24 protein-coding genes are annotated in these 24,864 nt (G+C 64.2%); 13 read left to right on the top strand and 11 right to left on the bottom strand.

Going from position 1 to position 24,864, the window contains the following annotated elements:
• Nucleotides 1-6 precede the first annotated feature (6 nt).
• Nucleotides 7-765 carry an ABC transporter substrate-binding protein gene (locus XI04_RS26390; protein WP_212476358.1) on the bottom strand — a complete coding sequence of 253 codons (759 nt, stop codon included), beginning with the start codon at nt 763-765 and terminating at the stop codon, nt 7-9.
• Between the two features lie 166 nt (nt 766-931).
• On the opposite strand from XI04_RS26390, the gene XI04_RS26385 reads away from it, so the two are divergent.
• Nucleotides 932-1,570 carry a helix-turn-helix domain-containing protein gene (locus XI04_RS26385; protein WP_038974372.1) on the top strand — a complete coding sequence of 213 codons (639 nt, stop codon included), beginning with the start codon at nt 932-934 and terminating at the stop codon, nt 1,568-1,570.
• 462 nt (nt 1,571-2,032) lie between these two features.
• Here the strand turns inward: XI04_RS26385 and XI04_RS26380 are convergent, their stop codons facing one another.
• Both XI04_RS26380 and XI04_RS26375 read right to left on the bottom strand, forming a co-directional pair.
• Nucleotides 2,033-3,298 (bottom strand): D-amino acid dehydrogenase, encoded by a 1,266-nt coding sequence (locus tag XI04_RS26380; protein WP_038972072.1) that lies wholly within the window; start codon nt 3,296-3,298, stop codon nt 2,033-2,035.
• Nucleotides 3,299-3,368: 70 nt separating this feature from the next.
• Nucleotides 3,369-4,697 carry an aspartate aminotransferase family protein gene (locus XI04_RS26375; protein WP_212251037.1) on the bottom strand — a complete coding sequence of 443 codons (1,329 nt, stop codon included), beginning with the start codon at nt 4,695-4,697 and terminating at the stop codon, nt 3,369-3,371.
• 149 nt (nt 4,698-4,846) lie between these two features.
• Here XI04_RS26375 and XI04_RS26370 point away from each other — a divergent pair, with 149 nt between their 5' ends.
• Nucleotides 4,847-5,395: a cupin domain-containing protein gene (locus XI04_RS26370; protein ID WP_018646206.1), complete on the top strand. Its 549-nt coding sequence runs from the start codon at nt 4,847-4,849 to the stop codon at nt 5,393-5,395.
• 191 nt (nt 5,396-5,586) lie between these two features.
• Nucleotides 5,587-5,739, top strand: coding sequence for a hypothetical protein (locus XI04_RS26365; protein WP_271608364.1), 153 nt, complete (start codon nt 5,587-5,589; stop codon nt 5,737-5,739).
• 43 nt (nt 5,740-5,782) lie between these two features.
• Here the strand turns inward: XI04_RS26365 and XI04_RS26360 are convergent, their stop codons facing one another.
• Genes XI04_RS26360 through XI04_RS26350 form a run of 3 tightly spaced genes read right to left on the bottom strand, consistent with a single transcriptional unit; the run spans nt 5,783 to nt 9,586 of the window.
• The gene (locus XI04_RS26360; protein WP_271608363.1) at nt 5,783-8,044 is read right to left on the bottom strand and encodes a xanthine dehydrogenase family protein molybdopterin-binding subunit; all 2,262 of its coding nucleotides are present in this window, start codon (nt 8,042-8,044) and stop codon (nt 5,783-5,785) included.
• Nucleotides 8,037-9,092 carry an FAD binding domain-containing protein gene (locus tag XI04_RS26355; protein WP_271623801.1) on the bottom strand — a complete coding sequence of 352 codons (1,056 nt, stop codon included), beginning with the start codon at nt 9,090-9,092 and terminating at the stop codon, nt 8,037-8,039. Before XI04_RS26355 ends, XI04_RS26360 begins: the two co-directional genes overlap by 8 nt.
• Nucleotides 9,089-9,586, bottom strand: coding sequence for a (2Fe-2S)-binding protein (locus tag XI04_RS26350; protein ID WP_038972077.1), 498 nt, complete (start codon nt 9,584-9,586; stop codon nt 9,089-9,091). The genes XI04_RS26355 and XI04_RS26350 overlap by 4 nt, the downstream gene beginning before the upstream one ends.
• A 252-nt stretch (nt 9,587-9,838) precedes the next feature.
• Here XI04_RS26350 and XI04_RS26345 point away from each other — a divergent pair, with 252 nt between their 5' ends.
• Together XI04_RS26345 and XI04_RS26340 are read left to right on the top strand one after the other, a co-directional pair.
• A complete protein-coding gene (locus XI04_RS26345) occupies nt 9,839-10,477 on the top strand; it encodes a TetR/AcrR family transcriptional regulator (protein ID WP_271608361.1) in 639 nt (212 codons plus the stop codon).
• A 66-nt stretch (nt 10,478-10,543) separates the two neighbouring features.
• Entirely contained in the window at nt 10,544-10,951 is a 408-nt protein-coding gene (locus tag XI04_RS26340; protein ID WP_271608360.1) for a DUF4864 domain-containing protein, read from the top strand.
• On the opposite strand, the gene XI04_RS26335 is transcribed toward XI04_RS26340, so the two are convergent.
• Nucleotides 10,948-12,213: an MFS transporter gene (locus XI04_RS26335; RefSeq protein ID WP_097668792.1), complete on the bottom strand. Its 1,266-nt coding sequence runs from the start codon at nt 12,211-12,213 to the stop codon at nt 10,948-10,950. The genes XI04_RS26340 and XI04_RS26335 overlap by 4 nt on opposite strands.
• A 173-nt stretch (nt 12,214-12,386) precedes the next feature.
• Here XI04_RS26335 and XI04_RS26330 point away from each other — a divergent pair, with 173 nt between their 5' ends.
• The 8 genes from XI04_RS26330 to XI04_RS26295 all read left to right on the top strand — a co-directional run bounded on the left by XI04_RS26330 (nt 12,387) and on the right by XI04_RS26295 (nt 19,682).
• The gene (locus XI04_RS26330; protein WP_244429174.1) at nt 12,387-12,809 is read left to right on the top strand and encodes a hypothetical protein; all 423 of its coding nucleotides are present in this window, start codon (nt 12,387-12,389) and stop codon (nt 12,807-12,809) included.
• A gap of 74 nt (nt 12,810-12,883) precedes the next feature.
• Complete coding sequence (locus tag XI04_RS26325) at nt 12,884-13,168, top strand: hypothetical protein (protein WP_028142204.1); 285 nt, start codon at nt 12,884-12,886, stop codon at nt 13,166-13,168.
• A gap of 9 nt (nt 13,169-13,177) precedes the next feature.
• Nucleotides 13,178-14,617: a TolC family protein gene (locus XI04_RS26320; protein ID WP_271623800.1), complete on the top strand. Its 1,440-nt coding sequence runs from the start codon at nt 13,178-13,180 to the stop codon at nt 14,615-14,617.
• A 13-nt stretch (nt 14,618-14,630) separates the two neighbouring features.
• Nucleotides 14,631-15,962, top strand: a complete 1,332-nt coding sequence (locus XI04_RS26315) for a copper oxidase (RefSeq protein ID WP_271608358.1) — start codon at nt 14,631-14,633, stop codon at nt 15,960-15,962.
• A 32-nt stretch (nt 15,963-15,994) separates the two neighbouring features.
• Entirely contained in the window at nt 15,995-16,447 is a 453-nt protein-coding gene (locus tag XI04_RS26310) for a cupredoxin domain-containing protein (protein WP_271608357.1), read from the top strand.
• A 16-nt stretch (nt 16,448-16,463) separates the two neighbouring features.
• Nucleotides 16,464-16,766: a copper-binding protein gene (locus XI04_RS26305; protein ID WP_038949761.1), complete on the top strand. Its 303-nt coding sequence runs from the start codon at nt 16,464-16,466 to the stop codon at nt 16,764-16,766.
• 279 nt (nt 16,767-17,045) lie between these two features.
• Nucleotides 17,046-19,187, top strand: coding sequence for a flagellar biosynthesis protein FlhA (flhA, locus tag XI04_RS26300; protein WP_028142199.1), 2,142 nt, complete (start codon nt 17,046-17,048; stop codon nt 19,185-19,187).
• Between the two features lie 294 nt (nt 19,188-19,481).
• Nucleotides 19,482-19,682 (top strand): hypothetical protein, encoded by a 201-nt coding sequence (locus tag XI04_RS26295; RefSeq protein ID WP_028142198.1) that lies wholly within the window; start codon nt 19,482-19,484, stop codon nt 19,680-19,682.
• Nucleotides 19,683-19,966: 284 nt separating this feature from the next.
• Here the strand turns inward: XI04_RS26295 and XI04_RS26290 are convergent, their stop codons facing one another.
• From XI04_RS26290 to XI04_RS26275, 4 genes are all read right to left on the bottom strand, one after another.
• On the bottom strand, nt 19,967-20,512 hold the full coding sequence (locus XI04_RS26290) for an REP-associated tyrosine transposase (protein WP_028142197.1): 546 nt from the start codon (nt 20,510-20,512) through the stop codon (nt 19,967-19,969).
• A gap of 73 nt (nt 20,513-20,585) precedes the next feature.
• Entirely contained in the window at nt 20,586-21,515 is a 930-nt protein-coding gene (locus XI04_RS26285) for a hypothetical protein (protein WP_271623799.1), read from the bottom strand.
• 368 nt (nt 21,516-21,883) lie between these two features.
• The gene (locus XI04_RS26280; protein ID WP_271623798.1) at nt 21,884-22,495 is read right to left on the bottom strand and encodes a toxin-activating lysine-acyltransferase; all 612 of its coding nucleotides are present in this window, start codon (nt 22,493-22,495) and stop codon (nt 21,884-21,886) included.
• A 1,938-nt stretch (nt 22,496-24,433) separates the two neighbouring features.
• Nucleotides 24,434-24,706: a hypothetical protein gene (locus tag XI04_RS26275; protein ID WP_080670183.1), complete on the bottom strand. Its 273-nt coding sequence runs from the start codon at nt 24,704-24,706 to the stop codon at nt 24,434-24,436.
• Between the last annotated feature and the right edge of the window lie 158 nt (nt 24,707-24,864).

Here is a 24,864-nt window from a genome sequence, read left to right as displayed (position 1 = left end):
TATCGATCAGCCCTGAGCCTTGAGGCCCCATTTGTCGAGGATCTTGTCGATGGTGCCATTGGCCTTCAGCTTCGCCAGCGAAGCGTTGATCCTGCCGAGCAGCGCGGCCTCGCCCTTGCGTACGCCGATGCCGACCGAGCCGACGGTGACGGGCTTGTAGCCGTCAACGAGGCGCACTTCGGGGAAGCCGCCCTGCTTCAGGTTATAGGCGAGGATCGGATAATCGGCGTAGCCGGCCTTGAGGCGGCCGGTGTTCACGTCGCGCAGGATGTCCGGAATGGTGTCGTAGGCCTTGACGTCCGCGAACAGGCCAGACTTCTTCAGCGCGTCGACGAAGGCGGTGCCGACCTGGGCGCCGACCGTCTCGCCCTTCAGATCCTCTTGCGTGGCATAGGCCTTGGTGTCGCTCTTCGGCACGACGAGGCCTTCGCCATAGGTGTAGATCGGATCGGAGAAGTCGACGACCTCCTTGCGCGGCGCGGTGATGAACATCGCGGCGGCGATGATGTCGATCTTGCTCGAGGTCAGCGACGGGATCAGTGCCGAAAACTGCATCGGCTCGATCTGCACGTTGAAGCCGGCATCCTTGCCCACTTCGGTGACGAGATCGACCATGATGCCCTGGATGGTGTTGGTCTTGGTGTCGAGGAAGGTGAAGGGAATGCCTGTCGGGGTCGAGCCGACCTTCAGCACCTGCTGCGCCGAAGCGGGCGTTACGGCTGCCAGTGCGAGCGCCGCGACCGCGGCCAGACCAAAACGCTTCATCGCATCCTCCTTTGGGGCTGGCCGATGGCGGCGCTCGCGGGTGTTGCGAGTCGAGCCGTTTCGGCCTATTTTCACCAATATGAAAATTTGGTCACACTTTCGCTGATGATGCAAGTGGTTTTCATGCACATGAAGGAAGCGGTTTGACGTGAGCGGTGGCAAACGAATGCGCAAACCGGCGGCAACCAAGCCGGCGAAGCGGGTGAAGCCCAAAGCCGTCACCAAGCCGGCGGAGCCTGCGATGGACGTCGCGGTCGGCCGCCGCATCCGGGATCTCAGGCGCGTCAGGCAATTCTCGCTGGAGACGGTCGCGGCGCGCACCTCACTGTCGATCGGCTTTCTCAGCCAGATCGAGCGCGGCCTGTCGTCACCATCGCTGCGCGTGCTGGCGACGCTCGCCGACGTGCTCGGCGTCGGCATCGCCGCACTGTTCGGCGCAAGCCCGAGCGCCGACGGCACCTCCGATCAGGTGGTGACGCGTGGGCTGCAGCGGCCCGAGCTGAAGCTCTGGCGCACCGGCGTCTCCAAGCAATTGCTGAGCCCGGCCAGCGCTGACAACAAGCTCAATCTCTTCCTGGTGCATCTGGAGCCCGGCGGCTCCACCGGCGACGAGCTCTACACCCATGACGGCGAAGAGGCCGGCCTCGTGCTCGAGGGCGAGATGATGCTGACGGTGGACAGCGAGACATGGTCGCTGAAGACCGGCGACAGCTTTCGCTTTGCCAGCCGAAGGCCGCACCGGTTTTCAAATCCGGCCGAGGATGCGAAGGCTGTGGTGCTGTGGGTGAACTGCGTGACGGGCTAGCCGAGCTTACGATCAAGCAAGGCGCTCACAGGGAACTGCATCGCATAGATCATGCGACAGACTTCATAGCGGTGTAGCAGCCCCCTCTCCTAGGCCCACTGAGGCTGTGAATGCGGAGCATCGTGGACCGTGGGAGAGCAACCGTCAGTTAGCAGCTTGAAGTAAATATGATAGATCAAGTTGAACAGAACTTCGCAGTATATACTTGGATTGTTATAACCATTTTCCCTCGAGTAGCGGTGGGGTACAAAGCCCGACCTGCAGATATTGTAGACCGGACACTCGGAACATTTTTGGGGTACCCGTTCCGTCTGGTTCAACTTCTTGAAAGTAGGATCATCAAAGACCCTCGAAATCGAGTCACGATGTACATTGAACTCGAAATGTGCCCCACTCTTGTTTATTCGCGAAACGTCGTGGGCTTCAATATCGCCATCGCTGTCGATAATGATCGACCGACACTCAGCCGAACCGGTGCTGATACCGCTCCACCGTCAGCGCACTCACATCGATGTCCGGCTTCTTGCCCGACAGCATGTCTGCGAGCACGCGCCCGGAGCCGCAGGACATGGTCCAGCCGAGCGTGCCGTGGCCGGTGTTGAGGTGGAGATTGGCGTATTGCGTCGGGCCGATCACCGGCGGGCCATCCGGCGTCATCGGACGCAGACCGCTCCAGAACGTCGCCTTGGCGAGATCGCCGCCGCGCGGGAACAGATCGGTCAGCGAATGATCGAGCGTAGCGCGGCGCGCATCGTAGAGCTTGTCCGAATAGCCCGAGATTTCGGCGGTGCCGCCGACGCGGATTCGATTGCCGAGCCGCGTGATCGCGACCTTGTAGCTCTCATCCATCACGGTCGATTCCGGCGCGCCTGCGGCGTCCTTGATCGGCACCGTGATCGAATAGCCCTTCACCGGATAGACCGGCAGGGAAATGCCGAGCGGCGCGGCGAGCCGCGACGACCAGCTTCCGAGCGCGAGGACGTAAGCGTCGGCCTGCAATGTGCCGGCACTGGTCACAACACCGCTGACGCGCGCGCCGTCGGTGATGATGCGGTCGATGCCGGTGTTGAACATGAAACGCACGCCGAGCGCCTCGGCATGCTTGGCCAGCGCCTGCGTGAACATGTGGCAGTCGCCGGTCTCGTCCTGCGGCAGGCGAAGCCCGCCGACGAACTTTTCCTTCACGCCTGCGAGCGCCGGCTCGACCGCGATGCAGCCCTCGCGGCTCAGCACCTCGAACGGCACGCCGTATTGCTTGAGCACGGCGATGTCCTCAGCGGTGCCGTCGAGCTGGGCCTGGTAACGGAACAGCTGCAGCGTGCCTTGCGAGCGCTCATCATACTGGATGCCGATGTCGCGGCGCAGATCGCGCAGGGAATCGCGGCTGTACTCCGCGATCGGGATCATCCGGCTCTTGTTGACCGCGTAACGTGCGCTGGTGCAGTTGCGCAGCATCTTGAGCAGCCAGACCCACATCACCGGATCGAGCTTCGGCCGGATCACGAGCGGGCCGTGCTTCATCAGCAGCCACTTGACCGCCTTCACCGGCACGCCGGGGCCGGCCCAGGGCGAGGAATAGCCGGGCGACACTTCGCCGGCGTTGGCGAAAGAGGTCTCCAGCGCCGGCTCAGGCTGACGGTCGACGACCGTGACCTCGTGGCCGGCACGCGCAAGGTAGTAGGCAGAGGTGACACCGATGACACCGCTGCCGAGGATCAGAACTTTCACGCTTGGTCAAACTCCCGCGGCATCACGCTCGCCGCTGCAAGGAAACAACTCGCAACGGCGAGAGCAATTATCAGGCCACCCGCTTGATGGCGTCACCAAGGATCGCGACGATATCGTCGATGTGGCTCTTCTCGACGATGAGCGGGGGCGACAGCGCAAAGGAGTCGCCGCTCATGCGGAAGTACAGCCCGCGATTGAAGCAGTCGACCATGACGTCGTAGCCACGCGCACCGACCGCGCCGTCGCGCGGCGACAGCTCGACGGCGCCCATCAGCCCGCAATTGCGGATGTCGATGACGTTGGGCAGGCCTTTCAGCGAATGCAGCGCGTCGCGCCAGTATTCGGCGATCGACGCACCGCGCGTGAGCAGGCCCTCGTCCTTGTAGATGTCGAGCGTCGCGATGCCGGCGGCGCAGGCCGTCGGATGCGCCGAATAGGTGTAGCCGTGGAACAGCTCCATGACGTTTTCCGGGCCGATCATCATGGCGTCATGCACCTTGCGATGCGCGAACACCGCGCCGCAGGGAATGGTGCCGTTGGTGATGCCCTTGGCGGTCGTCATCATATCAGGCGTGACGCCGAAGAAGTTTGCGGCGAACGGCGTGCCGAGACGGCCGAAGCCGGTGATGACCTCGTCGAAGATCAGGAGGATGCCGTGCTTGTCGCAGATCTCGCGCAGGCGCTGCAGGTAGCCCTTCGGCGGCGGCAGCACCGCGGTCGAGCCCGGCACCGGCTCGACGATGACGGCGGCGATCGTCTCGGCGCCGTGCAGAGCCACCAGCCGCTCGAGATCGTCGGCGAGCTCGGCGCCATGCTCCGGTTGGTCCTTGGCGAAGGCGTTGCGGGTGAGATCGTGGGTATGGCGGATGTGGTCGACGCCCGGCAGCAGCGTCGCGAAGGCGCGGCGGTTGGCGACCATGCCGCCGACCGAGGTGCCGCCGAAGCCGACGCCGTGATAGCCGCGCTCACGGCCGATCAGGCGGGTGCGGCTCGCCTGGCCGTTGGCGCGGTGATAGGCGAGCGCGATTTTCAGCGCGGTGTCGACCGATTCGGAGCCGGAATTGGTGAAGAAGATGCGGTCGAGGCCCTTCGGCGCGATCTCGGCGAGCCGCTCGGCGAAGTCGAACGCCAGCGGATGGCCCATCTGGAACGACGGCGCGAAGTCCAGCGTCATCAGCTGGCGCTCGACTGCGGCGGCGATCTGCTTGCGGCCGTGGCCGGCATTGACGCACCAGAGACCGGCGGAGCCGTCGATCACCTTGCGGCCGTCCACGGTGGTGTAATGCATGCCCTCGGCCGAGGAGAACAGGCGCGGCGCCTTCTTGAACTGCCGGTTGGCCGTGAACGGCATCCAGAACGAGTCGGTCTTGATAGTGTTCGGAATCTGATGAAGGGTCACGGCCGCGCTCCTTTGCTGACCCTCTAGCAGAGCCACGGCTTGGAATGCGCAACAAGTCCTTTTCTGGTGACCTGCAAGCCATTGATTTAGCTGGGGCCGCCGGGCCATATTTGCGCGATCCGCAACACCTGCAACACAGGACCTGGGCCATGAGCGTCGACATCGGTGGACGGCTGCGATTCATCCGGGCGCGCCACAAGCTGTCGCAGCGCGAGCTGGCCAAGCGTGCCGGGGTCACCAATTCGACGATTTCGCTGATCGAATCCAACCAGATGAACCCCTCGGTCGGCGCGCTCAAGCGCATCCTCGACGGCATCCCGATGGGGCTCGCCGAGTTTTTCGCGCTGGAGCCGGAGTCCAGGCGCAAGATCTTCTACCGCGCCGAGGAGCTGACCGAAGTCGGCAAGAAGCCGATCTCGTACCGGCAGGTCGGCGACAATCTGTTCGGTCGCAGCCTGCAGATCTTGAAAGAACGCTACGAGCCCGGCAGCGACACCGGACGCGTCCATCTCGTCCACGACGGCGAGGAAGGCGGCATCGTAATCTCGGGCAAGCTCGAAGTCACCGTCGAGGACGAACGGCGCATCCTCAATCCGGGCGATGCCTATTATTTCGAGAGCCGCCGCCCGCATCGATTCCGCTGCGTCGGCGGCAAGCCGTGCGAAGTGATCTCGGCCTGCACGCCGCCGACGTTCTGAATTGCGAACAGTCGCATCCGAAAGGTTACGGGCGGCCACCGGTATCTTACGGTGGTTGAGCCATCTCAATTTCTGTGCGCCAGACCGCTATATATTACGAACCGTAGCCGAGCAGCCTGGCTTAGAGGTGCTGAGGTTATGGCCCCGGACTCCAGGGTATTCCGGGGCCGCTTCGTAACAGAGGCCCGCACATGAAGATCACTCTTGTCAATGCGGAAGCTGCGCTCGACGAAGTCCTGCGCGACACGGATAAGCTCCGTTCGCGCGAGCTGCGCAAGGCCATCGCAAAACACATCGAAGCGCAGAGAGAGCAGATCAAGGCTCTCCGCAGGATGATGAACTGAAAACGGCCGCTGCGGAGCCAGCATTCCTCGCCCGCCTGCCGCCTCAACGCTGCGCCAGCAACTCCTCAATCCGGATCGGGAATTTGCGCACGCGCACGCCGGTCGCATGCCAGACGGCGTTCGCGACCGCGCCGGCACTGCCGGTGATGCCGATCTCCCCAACGCCCTTGATGCCGAGCGCGTTGACATGCGGGTCATGCTCCTCGACCGTGATCACATCGAGCGGCGGCACGTCGGCACTCACGGGGACATGGTACTCGCCGAGATCAGCGTTCATGATCCGGCCGCTGCGCCGGTCGGTGACGGCCTCCTCGTGCAAAGCAAACGACATCCCCCAGATCATGCCGCCGAACAGCTGGCTTTGCACCATGCGCGGGTTGACGATGCGCCCGGCCGCGAAGGCACCGACCATGCGGGTGACGCGGACCTGGCCGAGCTCGGGATCGACCTTCACCTCCGCGAACACGGCGCCATGGGCATGCATCGCATATTCCTCCATCGCCGCAGGGTTCGGCGCACCAGTGCCGCGCGCCTCGACCTCGGCGAGGCCGGCGCGCGCCAGGATCTCGGCATAGCTCTCGCCGCGGCTCTCGTCGTCGCGTCGGATCAATCTACCGTCGCGCGCGATCACGCCGGCATTGCCGGCCCCGAACAGCGGCGAGCGCTCGTCATTGGTGGCGAGATCGGCGAGCTTTGCGATCACGGCCGCGCCAGCGCTGTGGATCGCCGCACCCGCGGTCGCGGTGTGCGCGGAGCCGCCGGCGATGCCGGCATCGGGCAGGTCCGATGTCCCCGCCTTGAACGCGACGCGGTCGATATCGAGGCCGACGGCGTCGGCGGCGATCTGCGCCAGCGCCGTCCAGGCACCCTGCCCCATGTCGTGCGCGCCGATCTCCATCATGCCCGAGCCGTCGCGTCGGATCGCCGCGCGCGCTTCGGCCTGGAACATCAGTGCCGGGAAGGTCGCGGTGCCCATGCCCCAGCCGACCAGCAGGCCGGCATCATCGCGCATCTGCCGCGGCTGCAGCGGACGCTTCGCCCAGCCGAAGCGCGCCGCGCCCTGATCGTAGCAGGCCCGCAGCGCCTTTGAGGAGAACGGCTTGCCGGTGATCGGCTCGACCTCGGCATAGTTCTTCAGGCGGAAGGCGAGCGGATCGATGCCGCAGGCCCAGGCCATCTCGTCGATCGCACTTTCGAGCGCGATCGATCCCGTTGCCTCGCCCGGCGCGCGCATGAACAGCGGCGTGCCGGTATTGACCCGCACGGCGTCATGCGAGGTGCGGATCGCAGGTGCCGCATAGAGCGTATGCGAGGCATCGGCCGCCGGCTCGTAGAAATCGTCGAACGTGCTCGATACGGTTCGCGCATGGTGATCGAGCGCGGTGAGGCGCCCCTCACCGTCGGCGCCGATGCGCAAGCGCTGACGGGTCGGCGCGCGATGGCCGACCGGGCCATACATCTGCTCACGGCGCAGCACCAGCTTGACCGGCTTGCCGACCAGCTTCGCGGCCATGATGCCGAGGACCGGCGGACCGCCCATGAGCCCCTTCGATCCGAAGCCGCCACCGAGGAACGGGCTGCGGATGTGGATCTTGTCGTGCGCGATGCCGAACAGCTCGGCGATGCGCGCGAGCGACAGCTTCAGGCCCTGGGTCGGCATGTCCACGGACAGCCTGTCGCCATCCCAGTGAGCCACGACCGCATGCGGCTCCATCGCGTTGTGATATTGCGGCGGCGTCTCATAGGTCGCGTCGATCTGCGTCTCGGCCGAGGCAAGGCCCGCCTCGACATCGCCGCGGTGATTTTCGGTGGGGTTGCCGACGCCGACGACCGGCGGCACAAAACTCTCGCCGGCATCGAGGCCGATGAGCGGAGGCTGCGCCTCGTAGCGCGGCGCCAGCAGCGCGGCACCTTCCGTCGCGGCTTCAAGCGTCTCGGCGATCACGACCGCGATCGGCTGATTGGCGTAGCGGACCTCGTTGCTCTGCAAAGCCTCCATCCGAAACACGAAGGGATTGGTCTTGATCTCGGGGTCGATGGCGAGCGGTGGCTTGTGGTCCTGCGTCATGACGTCGACGACGCCGGGATGACGTTTGGCGGCAGCGACATCGAGCGACGCCACACGTCCGCGCGCGATGCTGGAGGTCGCGATCACCGCAAACAGCATGCCGGGCGGATGATTGTCGGCGGCATAGGTCGCCTGCCCCGTGACCTTGAGGACGCCGTCACGGCGGGTCAGCGGCTGGCCGATGTTCGAGGCGTGGCGCAGATGGGCAGGCGCGCTGGTGAGATTGAGCTCAGGCATGGATGGCTCCGGACGTCGAGGCAAAGGGAGAGGCCGGCAGGGCGGGCAGGCGCGCGGGCGTCCCGGCGGCGGCGAGGGTCAGCGCGCGCACGACGATGCGGCGCGCGAGCTCGATCTTGAAGGCGTTTTCGCCGGACGGCTTTGCGTCGGTGAGCGCACGCCAGGCGGCTTCCTGGAAGGCGTCGGCCGTGGGCGCGACGCTCTTGAGAACGGCCTCCGCAGCGCGGGCACGCCAGGGCTTTGCGGCGACGCCGCCGAGCGCAAGCCGCGCTTCGGCAATCCTGCCGTTCTCGATCCGCAACGCAGCCGCGGCCGAGACCACCGCGAAGGCGTAGGAGGTGCGCTCGCGAACCTTGAGGTAGCGCGCATGCGCGGCAAATTCGCGCGCCACCGGCGGCAGGCGCACCGCAACGATGAGATCGCCGGGCTCGAGCGCGGACTCGCGCTCGGGCGTATCGCCGGGCAGGCGATGTAGTTCGTCGAGCCCGATCTCGCGCCGGCCGCCCCGGCCCTCGATCTCGACGACCGCACCGAGCGCGACCAGCGGCACGCAGAAATCGGAGGGATGCGTGGCGATGCAATTCTCGCTCCAGCCGAGCACCGCGTGGGTGCGGTTCTCGCCGCCGCGGGCGTCGCAGCCGCTGCCGGCCTCGCGCTTGTTGCAGCGGCTGGCGGTGTCGTAGAAATACGCACAACGCGTCCGTTGCAAGAGATTGCCGCCGACGGTCGCGGCATTGCGCAGCTGCGCGGATGCGCCGGAGAGCAGCGCTTCGGCGACGGCCGGATAGGACCTCGCGAAGTCCGCATCATGCGCGAGATCGGCGTTGCTCACCAGGGCGCCGATGCGCAGGCCGCCGTCGGCGAGGCGCTCGATGCCGTCGAGCCCTTCGAGGTGCGTGATGTCGACGAGACGATCCGGACGGCTGACGCCACCTTTCATCAGATCGAGCAGATTGGTGCCGGCGGCGAGATAGACGGCGCCGGGCTGGGCGGCGGCGGCAACGGCTTCAGTGACGGTGGCGGGCCTGACATAATCGAACGGTTTCATGCCGGGCGCCTCTGGTTGGATTCGTCCATCTGTCCTTGCGCGTCGAGCACGGCGTCGACGATGCCGGCATAGGCGCCGCAGCGACAGAGATTGCCGCTCATGCATTCGCGGATGCGTTCGGGATCGTCGCCGGCCTGGCCTTCACGCATCATGCCGATCGCGCTCATGACCTGACCCGGCGTGCAGAAGCCGCACTGAAAGCCGTCATGGGCGATGAAGGCGGCCTGCACCGGATGCAGCTGGTCGCCGCGCGCAACGCCCTCGATGGTGAGGATATCGGCGCCGTCATGACTGATCGCGAGCGCGAGGCACGAGTTGATACGCTTGCCGTCGACCAGAATGGTGCAGGCGCCGCACTGGCCGCGGTCGCATCCCTTCTTGGTTCCGGTGAGATGGAGGCGCTCACGCAAGAGATCGAGCAGCGTGACGCGCGGATCGTCGAGGACGAAGTCGCGCCGCGCACCGTTCACGGTGAGGCTGATGGAGTGGTTCATACAAGGCTCCGATCAGATTTGGACATGAGTGATCGCGCAGCGCGCCACCGCCGTGGCCGCCGTCGATCTACGTTGACGCGGGCAGAAGCCGGCCAACACCCAGGCGAAGATACGGAGGCTCCCTCCGCTTAACAAGGGCCGGTGGAAAAATATTGGAATTTGTCAAAAGCCCGTGCGCCACCAACGCGATGCAGCCCGGCAAGGGTTCAACAAGGGTTCAATCTAACCAATTCGTGATCTACATTGCCCGATATGGACGACCACAGCGACCAGACCCGGAAGCCCCGCGCCGATGCCGTGCGCAATCGCGAGCGCGTGCTCGAAGCCGCCAAGGCCGTGTTCAACGCGGGCGGCCCGGAAGCGAGCCTGGAGGCCGTGGCCAAGCGCGCCGGCGTCGGCATCGGCACGCTCTATCGGCATTTTCCGACGCGCGAGGATCTGTTCGAGGCCGTGTATCGGCGCGAGGTCGAGCAGCTCAGCGAGCTTGCCGAGCATCTGCGAAGCGCCAAGGATCCGGTCGAGGCGCTGCGGCGCTGGCTGCAATCCGCCGTCGAGTTCGTCGCCACGAAAAAAGGCATGTTGGCCGCGCTGGCGCTTGCGTATCAGAGCTCGTCGGAACTTGCCGTTTTCTCGATGGACCGGCTGACCAAGGCGATCGGCTCGCTGCTCGAGCGCGCGGTCGCGGCCGGCCAGATGCGCGCCGATATCAGCCCGGAGGACCTGCTGCGGGCGTTTTTCGGGATGTGCTACATGCACGATCAGCGGGGGTGGCAATCCTCGGTGCTGCGCCTGCTCGACGTGTTCGTCGACGGGCTGCGGGTGCAATCCGCTGCCAAGACCAGGGCGCGCGTGGCCAAGCCAGCGAAGCTGGCGGTGAAACGGAAGCGATAGCGCGCCCGTATTTCCCTGAGGTCATGCTAGGATCAGCATTGCCGGGATTTCAACGCGGAGCCTGTCATGCGCATTGCCGCCTTGCTGGTCGCTCTCATTACTGCCTTCAACCCTATCTCAGCACGCGCCGACGATGTCGCGACGGCACAGGGCGTCATCCGCGCCCAGGAGCAGGCTTTTGCGCGCGACGATGCGGCCGCGGCCTATTCCCACGCCGCGCCGGCGATCAAGGAGATCTTCCCCGCACCTGGCGCCTTCATGTCGATGGTGCAAAGCGGTTATGCGCCGGTCTACCGGCACAAGAGTTTCGAGTTCGGAGACAGCAAGAGCGAAGGCAGCTGGATTGCGCAGCGCGTCCACATCATCGACGCCAATGGCGAGGCGTGGGAAGCCCTGTACACGCTCGAGCAGCAGGCGGACGGCAGCTACAAGATCACCGGCTGCTCGCTGCTGAAGGCGGGACAGGCGGCTTAGGTTGCAAAGCCCGGTCCGGTCCTGGCCGACTTCATCCGCGAGCGGATCAGCAGCGTCAGGACGATGCCGATATTGAGCGCGTTCCACGCCACACCGTTCGCGAACGCCGCGGCGTAGGAACCGGTCGCATCGAAGATGATGCCCGACACCCAGCCGCCGAAGGACATGCCGAACACCGAGGCGAAGATCACGATGCCGACGCGCGTTGCGGCTTCGCTCGCCGGCATCGCCTCGCGCACGATGATGGCGTAGCTCGGCACGATGCCGCCCTGGAACAGGCCGAACATCGCGGAGATGAGATAGAGCGAGGCGAGGCTGTCGAAGAACAGATAGAACACCAGCGCGAAGCCCTGCGCCAGCGATCCCACCAGCAGCGTGCGGATGCCGCCGATCTTGTCGGCGAGGAAGCCCGAGCCGATCCGGCTGACGATGCCGCAGGCCATCATCAGCGACAGCATCTCGGCGCCGCGCGCCACGCCGTAGCCGAGATCGCCGCAATAGGCGACGATATGCACTTGCGGCATCGCCATGGCGACACAGCAGGAAATACTGGCGATCGAGAGCAGCACCGTCAGCGTGTTGGTCGACAGCCTGAGATCGACGCGCGGCGGCGGCGCATTGGCGTGGTCGTGGACCTTGTCGTGACCTATCTGCGCGCGCAGGACCAGCACGAGGATCGTCATCAGGCTGACGCAGACGAGCCCGATGCCGATATGAGTGTAGCGCCAGCCAACCTCCTGCATGCCCCAGTTCACGATCGGGGGCCACATCGTTCCGGCGAAATAATTGCCGCTCGCGACGATGGTCACGGCGAGGCCGCGATAGCGCTCGAACCAGTGCGAAGCCTCCGCCATCAGTGGCGCGAAGGTCGCCGACGTTCCGAGCCCAATCAGAAAATAGGCCGCCACGAACTGCCAGAGTTGTCCGGACAGCCCCGCGAGCACATTGGCAACGCCGAGGAAGGCGATGCTGATCGCCATTGCCGGCACGATGCCGAACCGGTCGGTGATCTTGCCGGCGATCACGCCGCCGAGCCCGAAGCCGAACATCATGAGGGTGAAGGCCAGCGACACCGCGCCGCGGGTGGCGGAGAATTCGGTCTGCACCGCGGGAAGCATCACCACGATCGCCCACATGCCGACTCCACCGATCGAGCCGATCACCAGCGCAAGCACAAGCCGTATCCAGGCCTGACGGGAATCAGGGCTGAATGTTCCAGGCGTTTGTCCGGAGTGATTTGGCGCGTGCACGGGGCGGAACATGGCCCGCGGATCGTCACAGGGTCAAGCATCGTGGCGCGATATTGGGCATGCGCGGTGCACTGCGGTAAGAAGCAGCTTGGCGAACGCGCGATTTGCCATTAGTTTGCAATCCGCGTGAGCAAATCGCCGCGCGAAAGCATGTCGGCGGAATGTTGCTGCGATTGACACGATCGATGCGGATCAAGGTGGGGCGCTTCATTGCCCTCGCCTATCTGTTCTGCGTGCTCGCGCCGGCGGCAAGCCTCGCCTGGGGCAGCGGCCCGGCGCCGTGTCTCGATGAGACCTTGCTGGCCGATCTCGCACCGGTGCATCAGCAGATGCCGGGCGGTCACATGCACGACGGCAGCTCGCACGATCACGCGGCGGCACACGCGCATCACCAGGCCGCTGCGCAGGACGCGCCCGCTTCTTCGCATCATCATGGCGGCAAGGGCACGGCCGGACCGTGCTGCGCGATGATGTGCATCAGCGCGCTGCCGGCCGATCTGCCTGGCTTCGCCAAGCCGGTTCAGCCCGTCTCCGCCTGTGCCCCCGAGATCGTGGCCAGCCTGCACAGCACGGCGCCGCCCCTGCACTACCGCCCTCCCATCGCCTGATCTGACACGACGATTTCGGGCCGAGCGCGCGTTTGCGCGCGCGGACCTGTGGTCTTTCAGATCAGGGATGAAGCATGCTGACGCTTTCCGTGGCGACGTCCGCCGCCGCATCTACGGCGCGAGGACGACACTTTCGATTCCATTGGCCGTTGCTGGCCGCACTTGCGCTGGCGCTGTCCGGCTGCATGCCGGCAACGACGCAAGTCGCCGGCGCCGATCCCGCTGATCCCTCGGCGAAGGTCGCGCCTGTCGGCTATGGGTCGACCATTGCGCCCTACACCAGCCTGCGGCCTGCAGCGCCGGCGCCATGGCGCGACCGCAACGAGGCCGTGACGCCGCAGCCGAAGCAAGACCGGTAGGAGCGCGCCATGACACATCAATTCGCGCGAGGCCTGCTCGTTCTCGCCACGCTCAGCCTTTGCGCACCCGGTCTTGCCGGCTGCGCCGCGTTCTCGCCCGACAGCGGCATGAGCGCGGTCTCCGAGCTGACGAGCCAGACCATCAACAAGGATGTCGCCTTCGTTCGCACGCCCGAGGGAGCGGGCGTGGTCGACGCGCGCGTTCGCCAATTATTGTCGCGGACGCTCGGCGTGGACGCCGCCGTTCAGGTCGCACTGCTCAACAACAAGGGATTGCAAGCCGTCTATAACGAGCTGGCGCTGGCCGAGACCGATCTGGTCGAGCAGAGCCTGCCGTCCAATCCCGTGTTCTCGATCTCGCGGATCTCAGGCAACGGCGCCAGCGAGATCGAGCGCCAGGTGGTCGGCGACATCCTTGCGCTCGCCACCCTGCCGTTCCGCTCCGACATTGCCCGCGACCGGTTCCGCCAGGCGCAGTTGCGCGCGGCGCTGGCGACGTTGCGGCTCGCCGCCGACGTCCGCGGCACCTACGTGCGTGCTGTCGCCGGCAACGAGATGGTGGCGCTGCTGACGGATGCGAAGGCGACGGCGGAATCGACAGCGCAGCTCGCGGTCAAGCTCGGCGAGACCGGCTCACTCAACAAGCTCGACCAGGCCCGCGAGCAGGTGTTTTACGCCGAGACCACCGCCGACCTCGCCAGCGCGCGCCAGGCTGCGGCGAGTGCGCGCGAAAAGCTCGCGCGGCTGATGGGATTGTGGGACGGCGGCCTCGACTTCCGTCTGCCCAACCAATTGCCACCGCTGCCGCGCCGGCCGCAGGCACTGCCCTTGATCGAGGCCGATGCGGTGGCCCATCGCATCGATCTGCAGATCGCCCGGCTGGAGCTGACGGCGCTGGCGAAGTCGCTGAACCTCACCGAGGCGACGCGCTTCGTGACGCTGCTCGATCTCGCCGGCATCTCCCGCCGCACCAGGGATCCCGAAGGCGCGCCCTTCCGCGAACGCGGATTCGACGTGCAGTTCCAGATCCCGATCTTCGACGGCGGCGAAGTCCGCGTGCGGCAGGCGGCCGAGACTTACAATCTCGCCTTCAACCGCCTGACCGAGCGCGCCGTCAACGTGCGCTCGGAGGCACGCGATGCTTATCGTATCTATCGCTCGGCTTACGACGTCGCCAGCCACTACCAGCGCGAGATCATCCCGTTGCGTAAGATCATCACCGAGGAGATGCAGCTCCGCTTCTCCAGCATGCAGGTCGATATCTTTGCGCTGCTCACCGAGGCACGACAGCGTCTGGCCTCGCTGCGCGGCGCGATTGACGCCCGGAAACGATTCTTCCTCGCCCAGTCCGATCTGCAGACCGCCGTCAACGGCGGCGGCGCGCCTGCTGCGGGCGGCGACACTTCAACCACCATCGCCGCGGCAGCGCCTGCCGACGGCGGCCACTGAGATGGAGGCCGGCATGTTTTCCCGCAGAGGGTTTTTGGGCACCGCCGCGCTCGTCGGCGCATCCGCGGTCCAGGGCCGCGTGCAGGCGGCATCTATCCCGGAAGCTGCGCACATGGACAAGGTGGTGATGCAGCCGCCGCTGCATCCCGTCAGCGGGCCCGACTATCGCCCCGTCGTCACGCTGAACGGCTGGTCGCTGCCGTTTCGCATGAACGGCGACTGGAAGGAATTCCATCTCGTCGCCGAGCCCGTGGTGCGCGAATTCGCCGAGGGCATGAAGGTGAATCTGTGGGGCTACAACGGCCAGTCGCCGGGCCCGACGATCGAGGCGGTCGAGGGCGACAAGGTCCGCATCTTCGTCACCAACCGCCTGCCCGAATACACCACCGTGCACTGGCACGGCATGATCATTCCGAGCGGCATGGACGGCGTCGGCGGGCTGACCCAGCCGCACATCCAGCCGGGCAAGACCTTCGTCTACGAGTTCGAGATGAGGAAGAGCGGGACCTTCATGTACCACCCGCATTCCGACGAGATGGTGCAGATGGCGATGGGCATGATGGGCATGGTCGTCGTGCATCCGCGCGATCCGAACTTCCGGCCGGTCGACCGCGACTTCGTCTTCGTGATGAGCACCTATCGCGTCGATCCCGGCACCTATCTGCCGCAGGTCAACGAGATGACCGACTTCAACATGTGGACCTGGAATGCGCGGGTGTTTCCCGGCATCGATCCGCTGCCGGTCAGGCTCGGCGACAAGGTGCGCGTGCGGATCGGCAATCTCAGCATGACCAACCATCCGATCCATCTGCACGGCCACAGCTTTGCCGTGACCTGCACCGATGGCGGCTGGATTCCGGAGAGCGCGCAATATCCGGAGACGACGACCGACGTGCCGGTCGGCGCCGTGCGCGTGTTCGACGTGCTCGCCGACAATCCCGGCGACTGGGCGTTCCATTGCCACAAGTCGCATCACACCATGAACGCCATGGGACACGCGGTGCGCAATTTGATCGGCGTGTCGCGCAAGGACCTCGCCAAGGCGGTCGGCAAGCTCGCGCCTGACAGCATGGCGATGGGCTCGACCGGCATGGCGATGGGCAACATGGAGATGCCCGCGCCCGACAACACGCTGCCGATGATGACGGGCACCGGCCAGTTCGGGCCGATCGAGATGGGCGGCATGTTCACAGTGATGAAGATCCGCGAGGACCTCGCACGCGACGATTATCGCGATCCCGGCCCCTATCAATTCCCGAAGGGCACCGTCGCCTACGAGGTCGAGGCGCCCGATGCGGCACCAGTGCGGCAGCCGGGCAAGCCGACGCACAAAATGAAGATGTGAGCGTTTCGATGAACCACCAACTGGAGACCACGATGAAGACGATCAAACTCGGCCTCGCGCTGGCGGCGCTTTTGACCGCGCCGGTCCTTGCTCACGACAAGCACGGGCATGGGACCTTTTCGGCCGGCGAGCCCGGCAATCCGAACAAGCCCGCGCGCACCATCGAGATCCTGCTGAACGAGATGGACTACGCGCCTGCCAAAATCGAGGTCAAGCGCGGCGAACAGGTCCGCTTCGTGCTGCGCAATGTCGGCAAGGAAGACCACGAATTCCTGCTCGCCACGCCCAAGGAGAATCTCGCGCATGCCATGGAGATGAAGAAGCATCCGCACATGGAACACGACGATCCCAACGGTGTCAGGCTCGCACCGAACAAGACGGCCGAGATCCTCTGGAAGTTCAGCAAGGCCGGCACGTTCGAATTTTCGTGCCTCATTCCCGACCATCGCGACTACGGCATGGTCGGCCACGTCACCGTGAAGTAGCGACAAGGAGCCTCCCATGAACCGCATCATCCGCATTGCCGCAGCGCTGACGCTGGCTGTCGGCCTTACCACTGCTGCCCTCGCCGCCGAAGGCGCCGCGATCAGCGGCGAGGTCAAGAAGGTCGACGAAGGCGCCGGCAAGATCACGCTCAAGCATGGGCCGGCCAAGAGCCTCGGCATGGAGGACCCCATGACCATGGTCTACCGCGTCAAGGATGCGGCGATGCTCAAGCAGGTGAAGGTCGGCGACAAGGTCACCTTCGAGGCCGAGGAGGCGGCGTCGGGGTATACGGTGACCAAGATCGACAAGGCGAAGTAGGGGTTGCCCGGTCATTCCGGGGCGCGCGCAGCGCGAACCCGGAATGACGACCTTGGCTCCCAAAACACCCCGGTCCGCCCCTCTTCCCACCCCGCGTTAACCCTTTGCTAACCATACACCCGGCAAGAATTGCCGGGTGAAGTCGAGTGTCGTCAGCCGCGTAAAACGGGAGCTCCCGTGGACGCCAGTGCGGTGCCTCACTTTCGGAACGGCGGCCCTTCGGCCGCCGCGCAGACATTTGGGGCGCGCGGACGGCAGTCGCGCGGGGAGGCAGCTACCATGGTCGACGTCACCGCGGGACAGGGCGTAGGCAGCGCAAGGCCCTCGATTCCCTCCCTCAACGAGATCGTCAACGTCCTCAAGCGCGGCGACATCGCGCTGGCGCTCGGCATCCTCACCATCCTGGTGGTGCTGATCCTGCCGCTGCCCGCGATCGTGCTGGACCTGTTCCTGGCGATCTCGATCACGCTGTCGATCCTGATCCTGATGACCTCGCTGTTCATCCAGACACCGCTGGAATTCTCGGCCTTCCCGACCATCCTGCTGATCTCGACCATGCTGCGCCTGTCGCTCAACATGGCCTCGACCCGGCTGATCCTGTCGCACGGTCACGAGGGCACGGCGGCCGCCGGTCACGTCATCGAGGCCTTCGGCAGCTTCGTGATGGGCGGCAATTTCGTCATCGGCATCATCGTCTTCGCCATCCTGATCATCGTCAATTTCGTCGTCATCACCAAGGGTTCGGGCCGTATCGCCGAGGTCGCCGCCCGCTTCCACCTCGACGCCATGCCCGGCAAGCAGATGGCGATCGACGCCGACCTCGGCGCCGGCCTGATCGACGAAAAGGTCGCCAAGCACCGCCGCAAGGAGCTGGAAGACGAGAGCGGCTTCTTCGGCGCCATGGACGGTGCCTCCAAATTCGTCCGCGGCGATGCCATCGCCGGCCTGTTGATCGTCTTCATCAACGTCGTCGGCGGCATGATCATCGGCGTGGCGCAGCAGGGCATGTCCTTTGCCGATGCGGGGCGCAGCTACACGCTGCTGACCGTCGGTGACGGCCTCGTCACCCAGGTGCCGGCGCTGATCGTCTCGACCGCGGCCGGCCTGCTCGTCTCCAAGGCCGGCGTCTCCGGCGCCGCCGACAAGGCTCTGATGAAGCAGTTCTCCGGCTATCCGCAGGCGCTCGCGATGTCCTCGGCGGTCATGCTGGTGCTGGCGGCCCTGCCGGGCATCCCGACCCTCCCCTTCCTGGCGCTCGGCACCGGCGCCGGTGCGCTCGCCTGGCACGCCCGCAACCGCAATCGGGTGACGGCCAAGGCCGAGGAAGCCGCCATGGCCGCACCCGCTGCGGGAACGCCGGGTGCGGCGGGCACGGCGGCGGCCGAAGAGCCGATCTCGGCGGCGCTCAAGATCGACGACCTCAAGATCGAGCTCGGCTATGCGCTGCTGCCGCTGGTCAACGGCCCCGACGGCACCGACCGCCTCACCGAGCAGATCAAGGCGCTGCGCCGTTCGCTCGCGATCGAGATGGGTTTTGTGATGCCGGCGGTGCGCATCCTCGACAACGTCCAGCTCGAGGCCAACACCTACATCATCAAGATCAAGGAGGTCGACGCCGGCACCGGCAAGATCTGGCCGAACCAGTTCATGGTGATGGACCCCGGCGGCAGCCAGGTGCAGGTGCCCGGCATCCACACCACCGAGCCGACCTTCGGCCTGCCCGCGACCTGGGTCGATGCCAGTCTCAAGGAGGAGGCCTCGCTCAAGGGCTACACCGTCGTCGACGCCGCGACCGTGCTCTCGACCCATCTCACCGAGCTGCTCAAGGCCAACATGTCGGACCTGCTCTCCTACGGCGAGGTGCAGAAACTGCTCAAGGAGCTGCCGAAGGAGCAGGGCGAGCTGGTCAAGGACATCGTGCCGGGACAGGTCACGGTCTCCGGCATCCAGCGCGTGCTGCAGCTGCTGCTCGCCGAGCGCATCTCGATCCGCGATCTCTCCACCATCCTCGAAGGCATCGCCGACTCGCTCGCCTTCTCGCGCAATCCCGCCACCATGGTCGAGCACGTCCGGGCCCGCCTGGCGCGGCAGATCTGCGCGCAGAACACCTCCTATGCCGGCTATCTGCCGCTGATCGCGCTGTCGGCGCGGTGGGAGCAGGCCTTTGCCGAATCCATCATCGGCCAGGGCGAAGAGCGCAGCCTTGCGATGCAGCCCTCGAAATTGTCGGAGTTCATGACCGGCGTGCGCGAGGCGTTCGAGCGCGCCGCCCGCGAAGGCGAGGCGCCGGTGCTGGTCACCTCTGCGGCAATTCGTCCCTTCGTCCGCTCCCTGGTGGAGCGGTTCCGGGCCCAGACGACGGTGCTGTCGCAGGCCGAGATCCACCCCAGGGCGAGATTGAAAACTGTCGGAAGCATCTGATTTGCCTTAAGAAGCCGTGTGTTTTTCGGCCACAGGCAAATGGTTTCTGAGTTCCTGGCGCCTTGTGGACCAAACCTCGACAAGGCGCCTGACAGGCACATTACAGCTTTGAAATAATTGCAAAAATGCACGATCAAGGGTCGCTTTTGATCGCGATCTTTCACGTCCTGTCACGCTCTTGTGATGGCCTCTTGGGAACGAATCCCCCCAATACTAGGTTGTTGGGCACCGGAAGCATGAACCTGCCTGAAACGGCCGGCGACTACTTCGGGTAGATGGCGGCAGGAGGCTTCCATGAACCACTCGATCTACAGCGCAGATCGCGCGACCCATTTGAAAGTCGTGGTCGTTGCCCTCGTCGCAGGGATCGCGGTGGCGGGCCTCGGCATCACGGCACGCACGGGTTCGGACGAAGGTCTGACCCAGACCGCCCGCGTCATCAAGGCCGACAAGCCGGTTGTTATCACCAGCGCGAATGCATCCCTCGTTCGCTAAGGAGATCTGACGAGTTTTTTGAATTCACGCGGCTCTTTACCAGCCCCCCAAAGTCGCCACGTGGATATGTAGACGACCCCAACCCCAAGTCGACTACAGAAAGCGCCCGCCCCCCACGGGCGCTTTCTCATGTCTGGGGGTGTGATTGCAGGCGCGCTCGCCAAATTCATCAAACACACGACTGTCTCCTCTCGTGTTCCGGACGCGCTGCAACGCGATTTCAGCACCCGCCTCACTCCGTCATTCCCGGCCCGCGTAGGATGGGTTGAGCGCAGCGATACCCATCATCTGCCCTCTCCTCTTTCACCGTATTCGTGTGCATCCTCCGAACGATCGCCGGCCCAGTCGACCGGATAATTGCCAAGCCTCACATGGCGATGAAACGAGGACCATGCCCAGTCGCATACGCGCGGGACCAGCCCATGCTTGACCGGATTGATGTGGACGTAGTCGACATGGCGCACGAAATCGCCTTCATCGCGTATGGCATGCTCCCAATAGCGGCGCTGCCAGATTCCGCGTTCGCCCCTTGCGGCGCGGCTCGATGATATTCGTTCACCGCGCTCGACGCCGCGAGAAAATGCTGACTTGACCAGTCGCCAGCGTGTTGCGAAATCGGAATCGCCTTCGGGTAACGACCATACCGCATGGAGATGATCGGGCAGCACAACGACGGCGTCGATCGTGAAGGGATGACGTCGGCGTGTTTCGCGGAAGGCCGCGCGCAAGATCTCGACATGGTCCGTCAGCAGGGAAAGCCTGCGCTCCGCCAGATTGACGGTAAAGAAGAAGCTGCCTCCCGGGACGAAGTTGCGACGATAATTTGTCATCATGAATTGGCCGAGAAGAAAGTGATGGGTTTCGCAAGGGCTCAACCCATCCTACGGGCTCAGCAAGACTTGTTCACTTTTTCCTGAGCTGGACCTTTTGAAGCCAACTGCAACTCCCGCCGGTCCCGAATATCAAAATGCTCGAATCGGAATGCGGGAGCATGAACGAGGCACGCCCATTCGATCCGTCGCACACTCGCTCTACCGTATTGCGGAGAAGATCACGGGTGATTTGGGCCGTTGCCCGCTCTAGATAAAAAAGGTTTGTACCTTCCGCAGCGACACAGAAGGTGATCAGACCACCGTCTAGAGGAGCAACAACGGTACGAGGGCACGGCATGGGTCCTAGGCGACCTGGCACAACAGTATCGGGAACGTCTTTCTGCCAATTAATCTGGCCCTTCGGAGTGATGCGCGCAACGCTCAATGGCTTTGCCGAAGGAGGCTTCGACCATGGCTCAGTCCACGCAGTCGCTGCGTAAAGGTCGCCCCGTCCGGAAACAACTTTCATTAGCCAAGCGGAGCTTGGATTTTGAGCCGGCTCTTCACGGACAAGTTGACGATCAAGAAGTCGACCTTCAGTCTCAAACCGCCATAAAGCGACTCGCACAGCAGCGCCGACAGGATGGCCATCGACAGCTTCGAAAGCCACTACCGCAATCAAATCATTCAATACAGTAACCGAGGCGATTTTGCCCGCGCCGAACGTCTTCTCCCAAACGATCTCTCCATCTCCAGATATTCGCGCGAGCCAGCTTGCGTCGTCTTCTCTCCCGACGATCACCGCGTCACCGCTGGGCAAAACCGCTATATCAGCAATTGTGTTATCACGATTGCGCGCAACCTCAATTTCCCGAATCACGTGCCCGGCCGGGTCGAGCTTTGCGATGTAGCCATCAGACAAAGGAGCACCACCGATCGAACGTCGGATGTTCTGCGTTCCCCCGACCCAGAGCGAGCCGTCCGCTGCCACTGCCAAATGGATGGCGGAGGCAGCAAGCATCTTCGCACTCAGAATTGGAACGCGGGTACCAGTGCTAAGCTCGCTCGCGCCGATCGACAATGCCAGGCGCTTCTCACGATCTTGAAGAAGGAGGACCGCGGTGCCGTTCGTCGCTGGAGCAACCTCCAGTACCGTGACCTCCGGGATAGACCAAAGGTATTTTGACGATGATATAAGTCCGTTACCGCTACTCGGCTCGGCAGATAGAGGAAAGTTCAGACAGCTAAGCGAGCTGAGGAAAAACAATGCAGCCGGAAGCGCCCTAATGGTAGGCTCTAGGCAGCTCGCGGCAACAGACAGCAGCCGACCACACCAAGCTGCATTAGCCAATCGATACGCATAAACGCGGAACACAGGCGGCATCGAATTTACCACTTACCGGGCTCTATTTGATCGCGCATCTCGCTTTCGCCCCCAAACGGAGCAACCACATCGATGATCTTCCTGTTCGCCCCGCTCTTCCATTCCGTCGGCGTCAACCGCACATCCCCCGCATCGATCCGCTTCGCAACGGTCTCATCCGCCAGCGCCCAGAATGCGACGCCAACCGGCTGCTCGCCCTTGTAGAAGATGCGGAACTGCTGCAGCAGGATCGCCGGCATCACCAGCCATTCGAGATCGCCGAGCGGGATCGCCTTGTGGCGCGGCGACTGCGTCATCAGCCAGGTGATCTCGCCGAGCACCTGCGACACGGTCTTGGGCGGCGGGACCGCTTGCGCGGCGGCGGTGGAAGCCCCGGATTCGTTTGCGGCCTGGGCGCCGTTCGCGTGCGGAGCGCTGCCGGACGCTTCGCCGAGGCCGGCGCTCGCCTGCCCTGCTGCCGCTGGCGTTGGCTCTTCGATCCGCTTCGCGGCTCCGGTCTTCGTCATCCGCTTCTCTCCACGCGTCTTCTTCCCGGTGCCCGGCATCGCCTGTTCTCCTTGCGAGAAAGGCCGAAGTTGAGAGCGGCCGTAGGATGGGTGGAGCGAAGCGATACCCATCGTTTCAGCGGCAGAGGATGATGGGTTTCGCAAGGGCTCAACCCATCCTACGGGCTGCTATGGACAGAATGCCATTCCCAACCCCTGCGGGTGACGCTAGACGAAACAACCTGGGCACATCAAGCAATAATTTGATGACGGAGTTGTCGGCGCGCGAGGCGTGTGGATTTCGCCACGCCGGCGTCATGAAGGATGTTGCAGCTTGCCGCGTCACGATACCGCCTGCTCTGTTGTGCGAACGCCGTGACGGAGTGTGAAGTACCAGCGCCCACCACTCTCGTGTCCCGGACGCGCTGCAGCGATCTTACGCTGCTGCGCAGAGCCGGGACCCAGGAAGCCACAGCATTTGCTGCCACGTGGGCCCCGGCTCTGCAGCGCATCGCTGAAGAAGCGCTGCGCTGCGTCCGGGGCATGAGAGCGGAATTTGGACGCAGCTCGTAGGATGGGTAGAGCGCAGCGAAACCCATCAACACTTCCCCTGTGTTGAAACATGATGGGTTTCGCAAGTGCTCTACCCATCCTACGCCTCCGAGACACGCCTTCGCATCCTCGCGGCTGATCTCGCCCGAGCTTTGCTTGATCTCTTCACCCTCTTGAATGGAGAGGGCGCAGGGAAGACCGGGCGCCGGCTGGCACCCGCGGTCCACTGTGCGAATCCTGCGTAACAAGAAGCTGCACAGCGGCATACAGGTGTAGCCAGGACATCCCGGCCTTCCCTGCGCAGTGGCTTTACGGCTTATGTCGTGATCTCCCCGGGGAGCGTTGCACTATTGCCCCCGTCGCCTTGCGGATGGCTGATGCGTGGGCCCGGTTGGACCGCACACATCACCACAAGACTTGGCGCACAGACCCCGGGCGCCAGGACCACACGATTTTGCCGTACGCCGATCACACCGGTCGTGTGCGCGATGCTTTCGCTCACGGCTCTCCGCCCTGCGAAAGCTCTTCGCGCCGATGCAATCAGCGTCCACCGCCGCCCGGCCCGCGTTCGTGACGATCGCGATACGCCCCTCTTCCTTGGGCCGGGTTGCGACGACACATACGCCCTTTCCGAAATTCGGTAAAGTGGAATATTTTTAAGGCGCCGATTGACCGATGGATTGGGTGTTTTGCCCGTCGGGCAACACAAGGGCTTGTAAGCTGGGCCCATCCACCGAATTGGTCTCGGTCAGTAGCCTCCGTGTCAAATTTCCAGGATTGCAATCAAGGCTGATGTCGGCGAACCGCGCCGCAAGTCAGGTATAAAGCTTAAAGCCTCCAGCGGCGTTCCTGGAAAGCTACATGGAAATCACGATCAGCCGCTAGACGTCGCGCCCAATGGCTTTCCATCTCGAGAAAAACGCCGCCCGCTTAAATGAAGCGCAGGCGGCGGCTTACCAGCCCCCGGGAGGGTGAGAGCAAAATCCCGATGAAGGAGAACGAGACCTGAATTCAAGATGGCGGCAGTAGGCCCGGCGAGGTCAGCCACTTGTTGAGCTCCCCAGCAACATCGATCTGGCGGGCTTTTCGCAGAAGCTCCGCGCGGCGGACGCCAGCGGGCATCCCGTTGGCCTGTAGGCGGAGATTGATCGCCTCTTGCGCAAGGCGGTATTCGAATGTCAAGGATTGTCGTGGGGACCGTTGAGCCGGCATGTATGACGCTCCGCTGCGGGGTTGAGCGGGAGCGCAACTTGCGTTCACACCACCGATAGATGCTATGGGCCGCTCGATGGTCGTGGGACAGTGCGCCTTTATCTGCCGGATAGCGAGCGCTTTGTTCGGTTCCTGGCAGCAACTATCCGCATCCACTGGCGCCTTGTGCGGTCTGCCCTCCCATCCAATACCGTGCCAGCCAGATGAAGAGCACGCTTTCGTTGGCGCACCACTCGACGACCTTTGGCATCATCGTTCGTCATCTCACAGGCTCGCTCAATTGGCGCGCATGTTCGGAAGCGAGACTCAGCAACCGCGGCAAATATTCTTGAGCTTCGCGGCGGTTCGGGCTTCTTCCGCACGAAATGGATCTTTGTAACCTGACGATGGGTCGATGCCGGCTTCATCGGGCTTCCTGGTTCTTGGAGGAAATGCCGCATCGTAACAGGAAAGGCGCGCGCTGGTGCTTTCGATCGCACGGCAGTTCGGCTCGGCGGCAAAAGCTGTTGGCGTGAATGTGCCCAGTGCGAATGCCAGCAAGAGCGCCGCGGTCCATGTGCCTGTTCGAACCATCCTCATGCTGAACACTCCATAGCTATTTGGTTTTACTCGCCCAGGTGGGACGCTCGCCGGTCCAGGCCGGAAGAGCATCCCATTCGGACCAACGCATCCGGCGCTCCTCACCTCCGACCCTCACGAAAACAAAGGGCGCATCGTCCCGGCCAGTCTTCGAACCA

It is taken from the genome of Bradyrhizobium sp. CCBAU 11430 (genome assembly GCF_028128855.1).
GTDB classification, from domain to species: Bacteria; Pseudomonadota; Alphaproteobacteria; order Rhizobiales; family Xanthobacteraceae; genus Bradyrhizobium; species Bradyrhizobium ottawaense.
The sequence above is the reverse complement of the archived record's forward strand: the minus strand, read 5'-3'. Positions and strand labels throughout refer to the sequence as shown.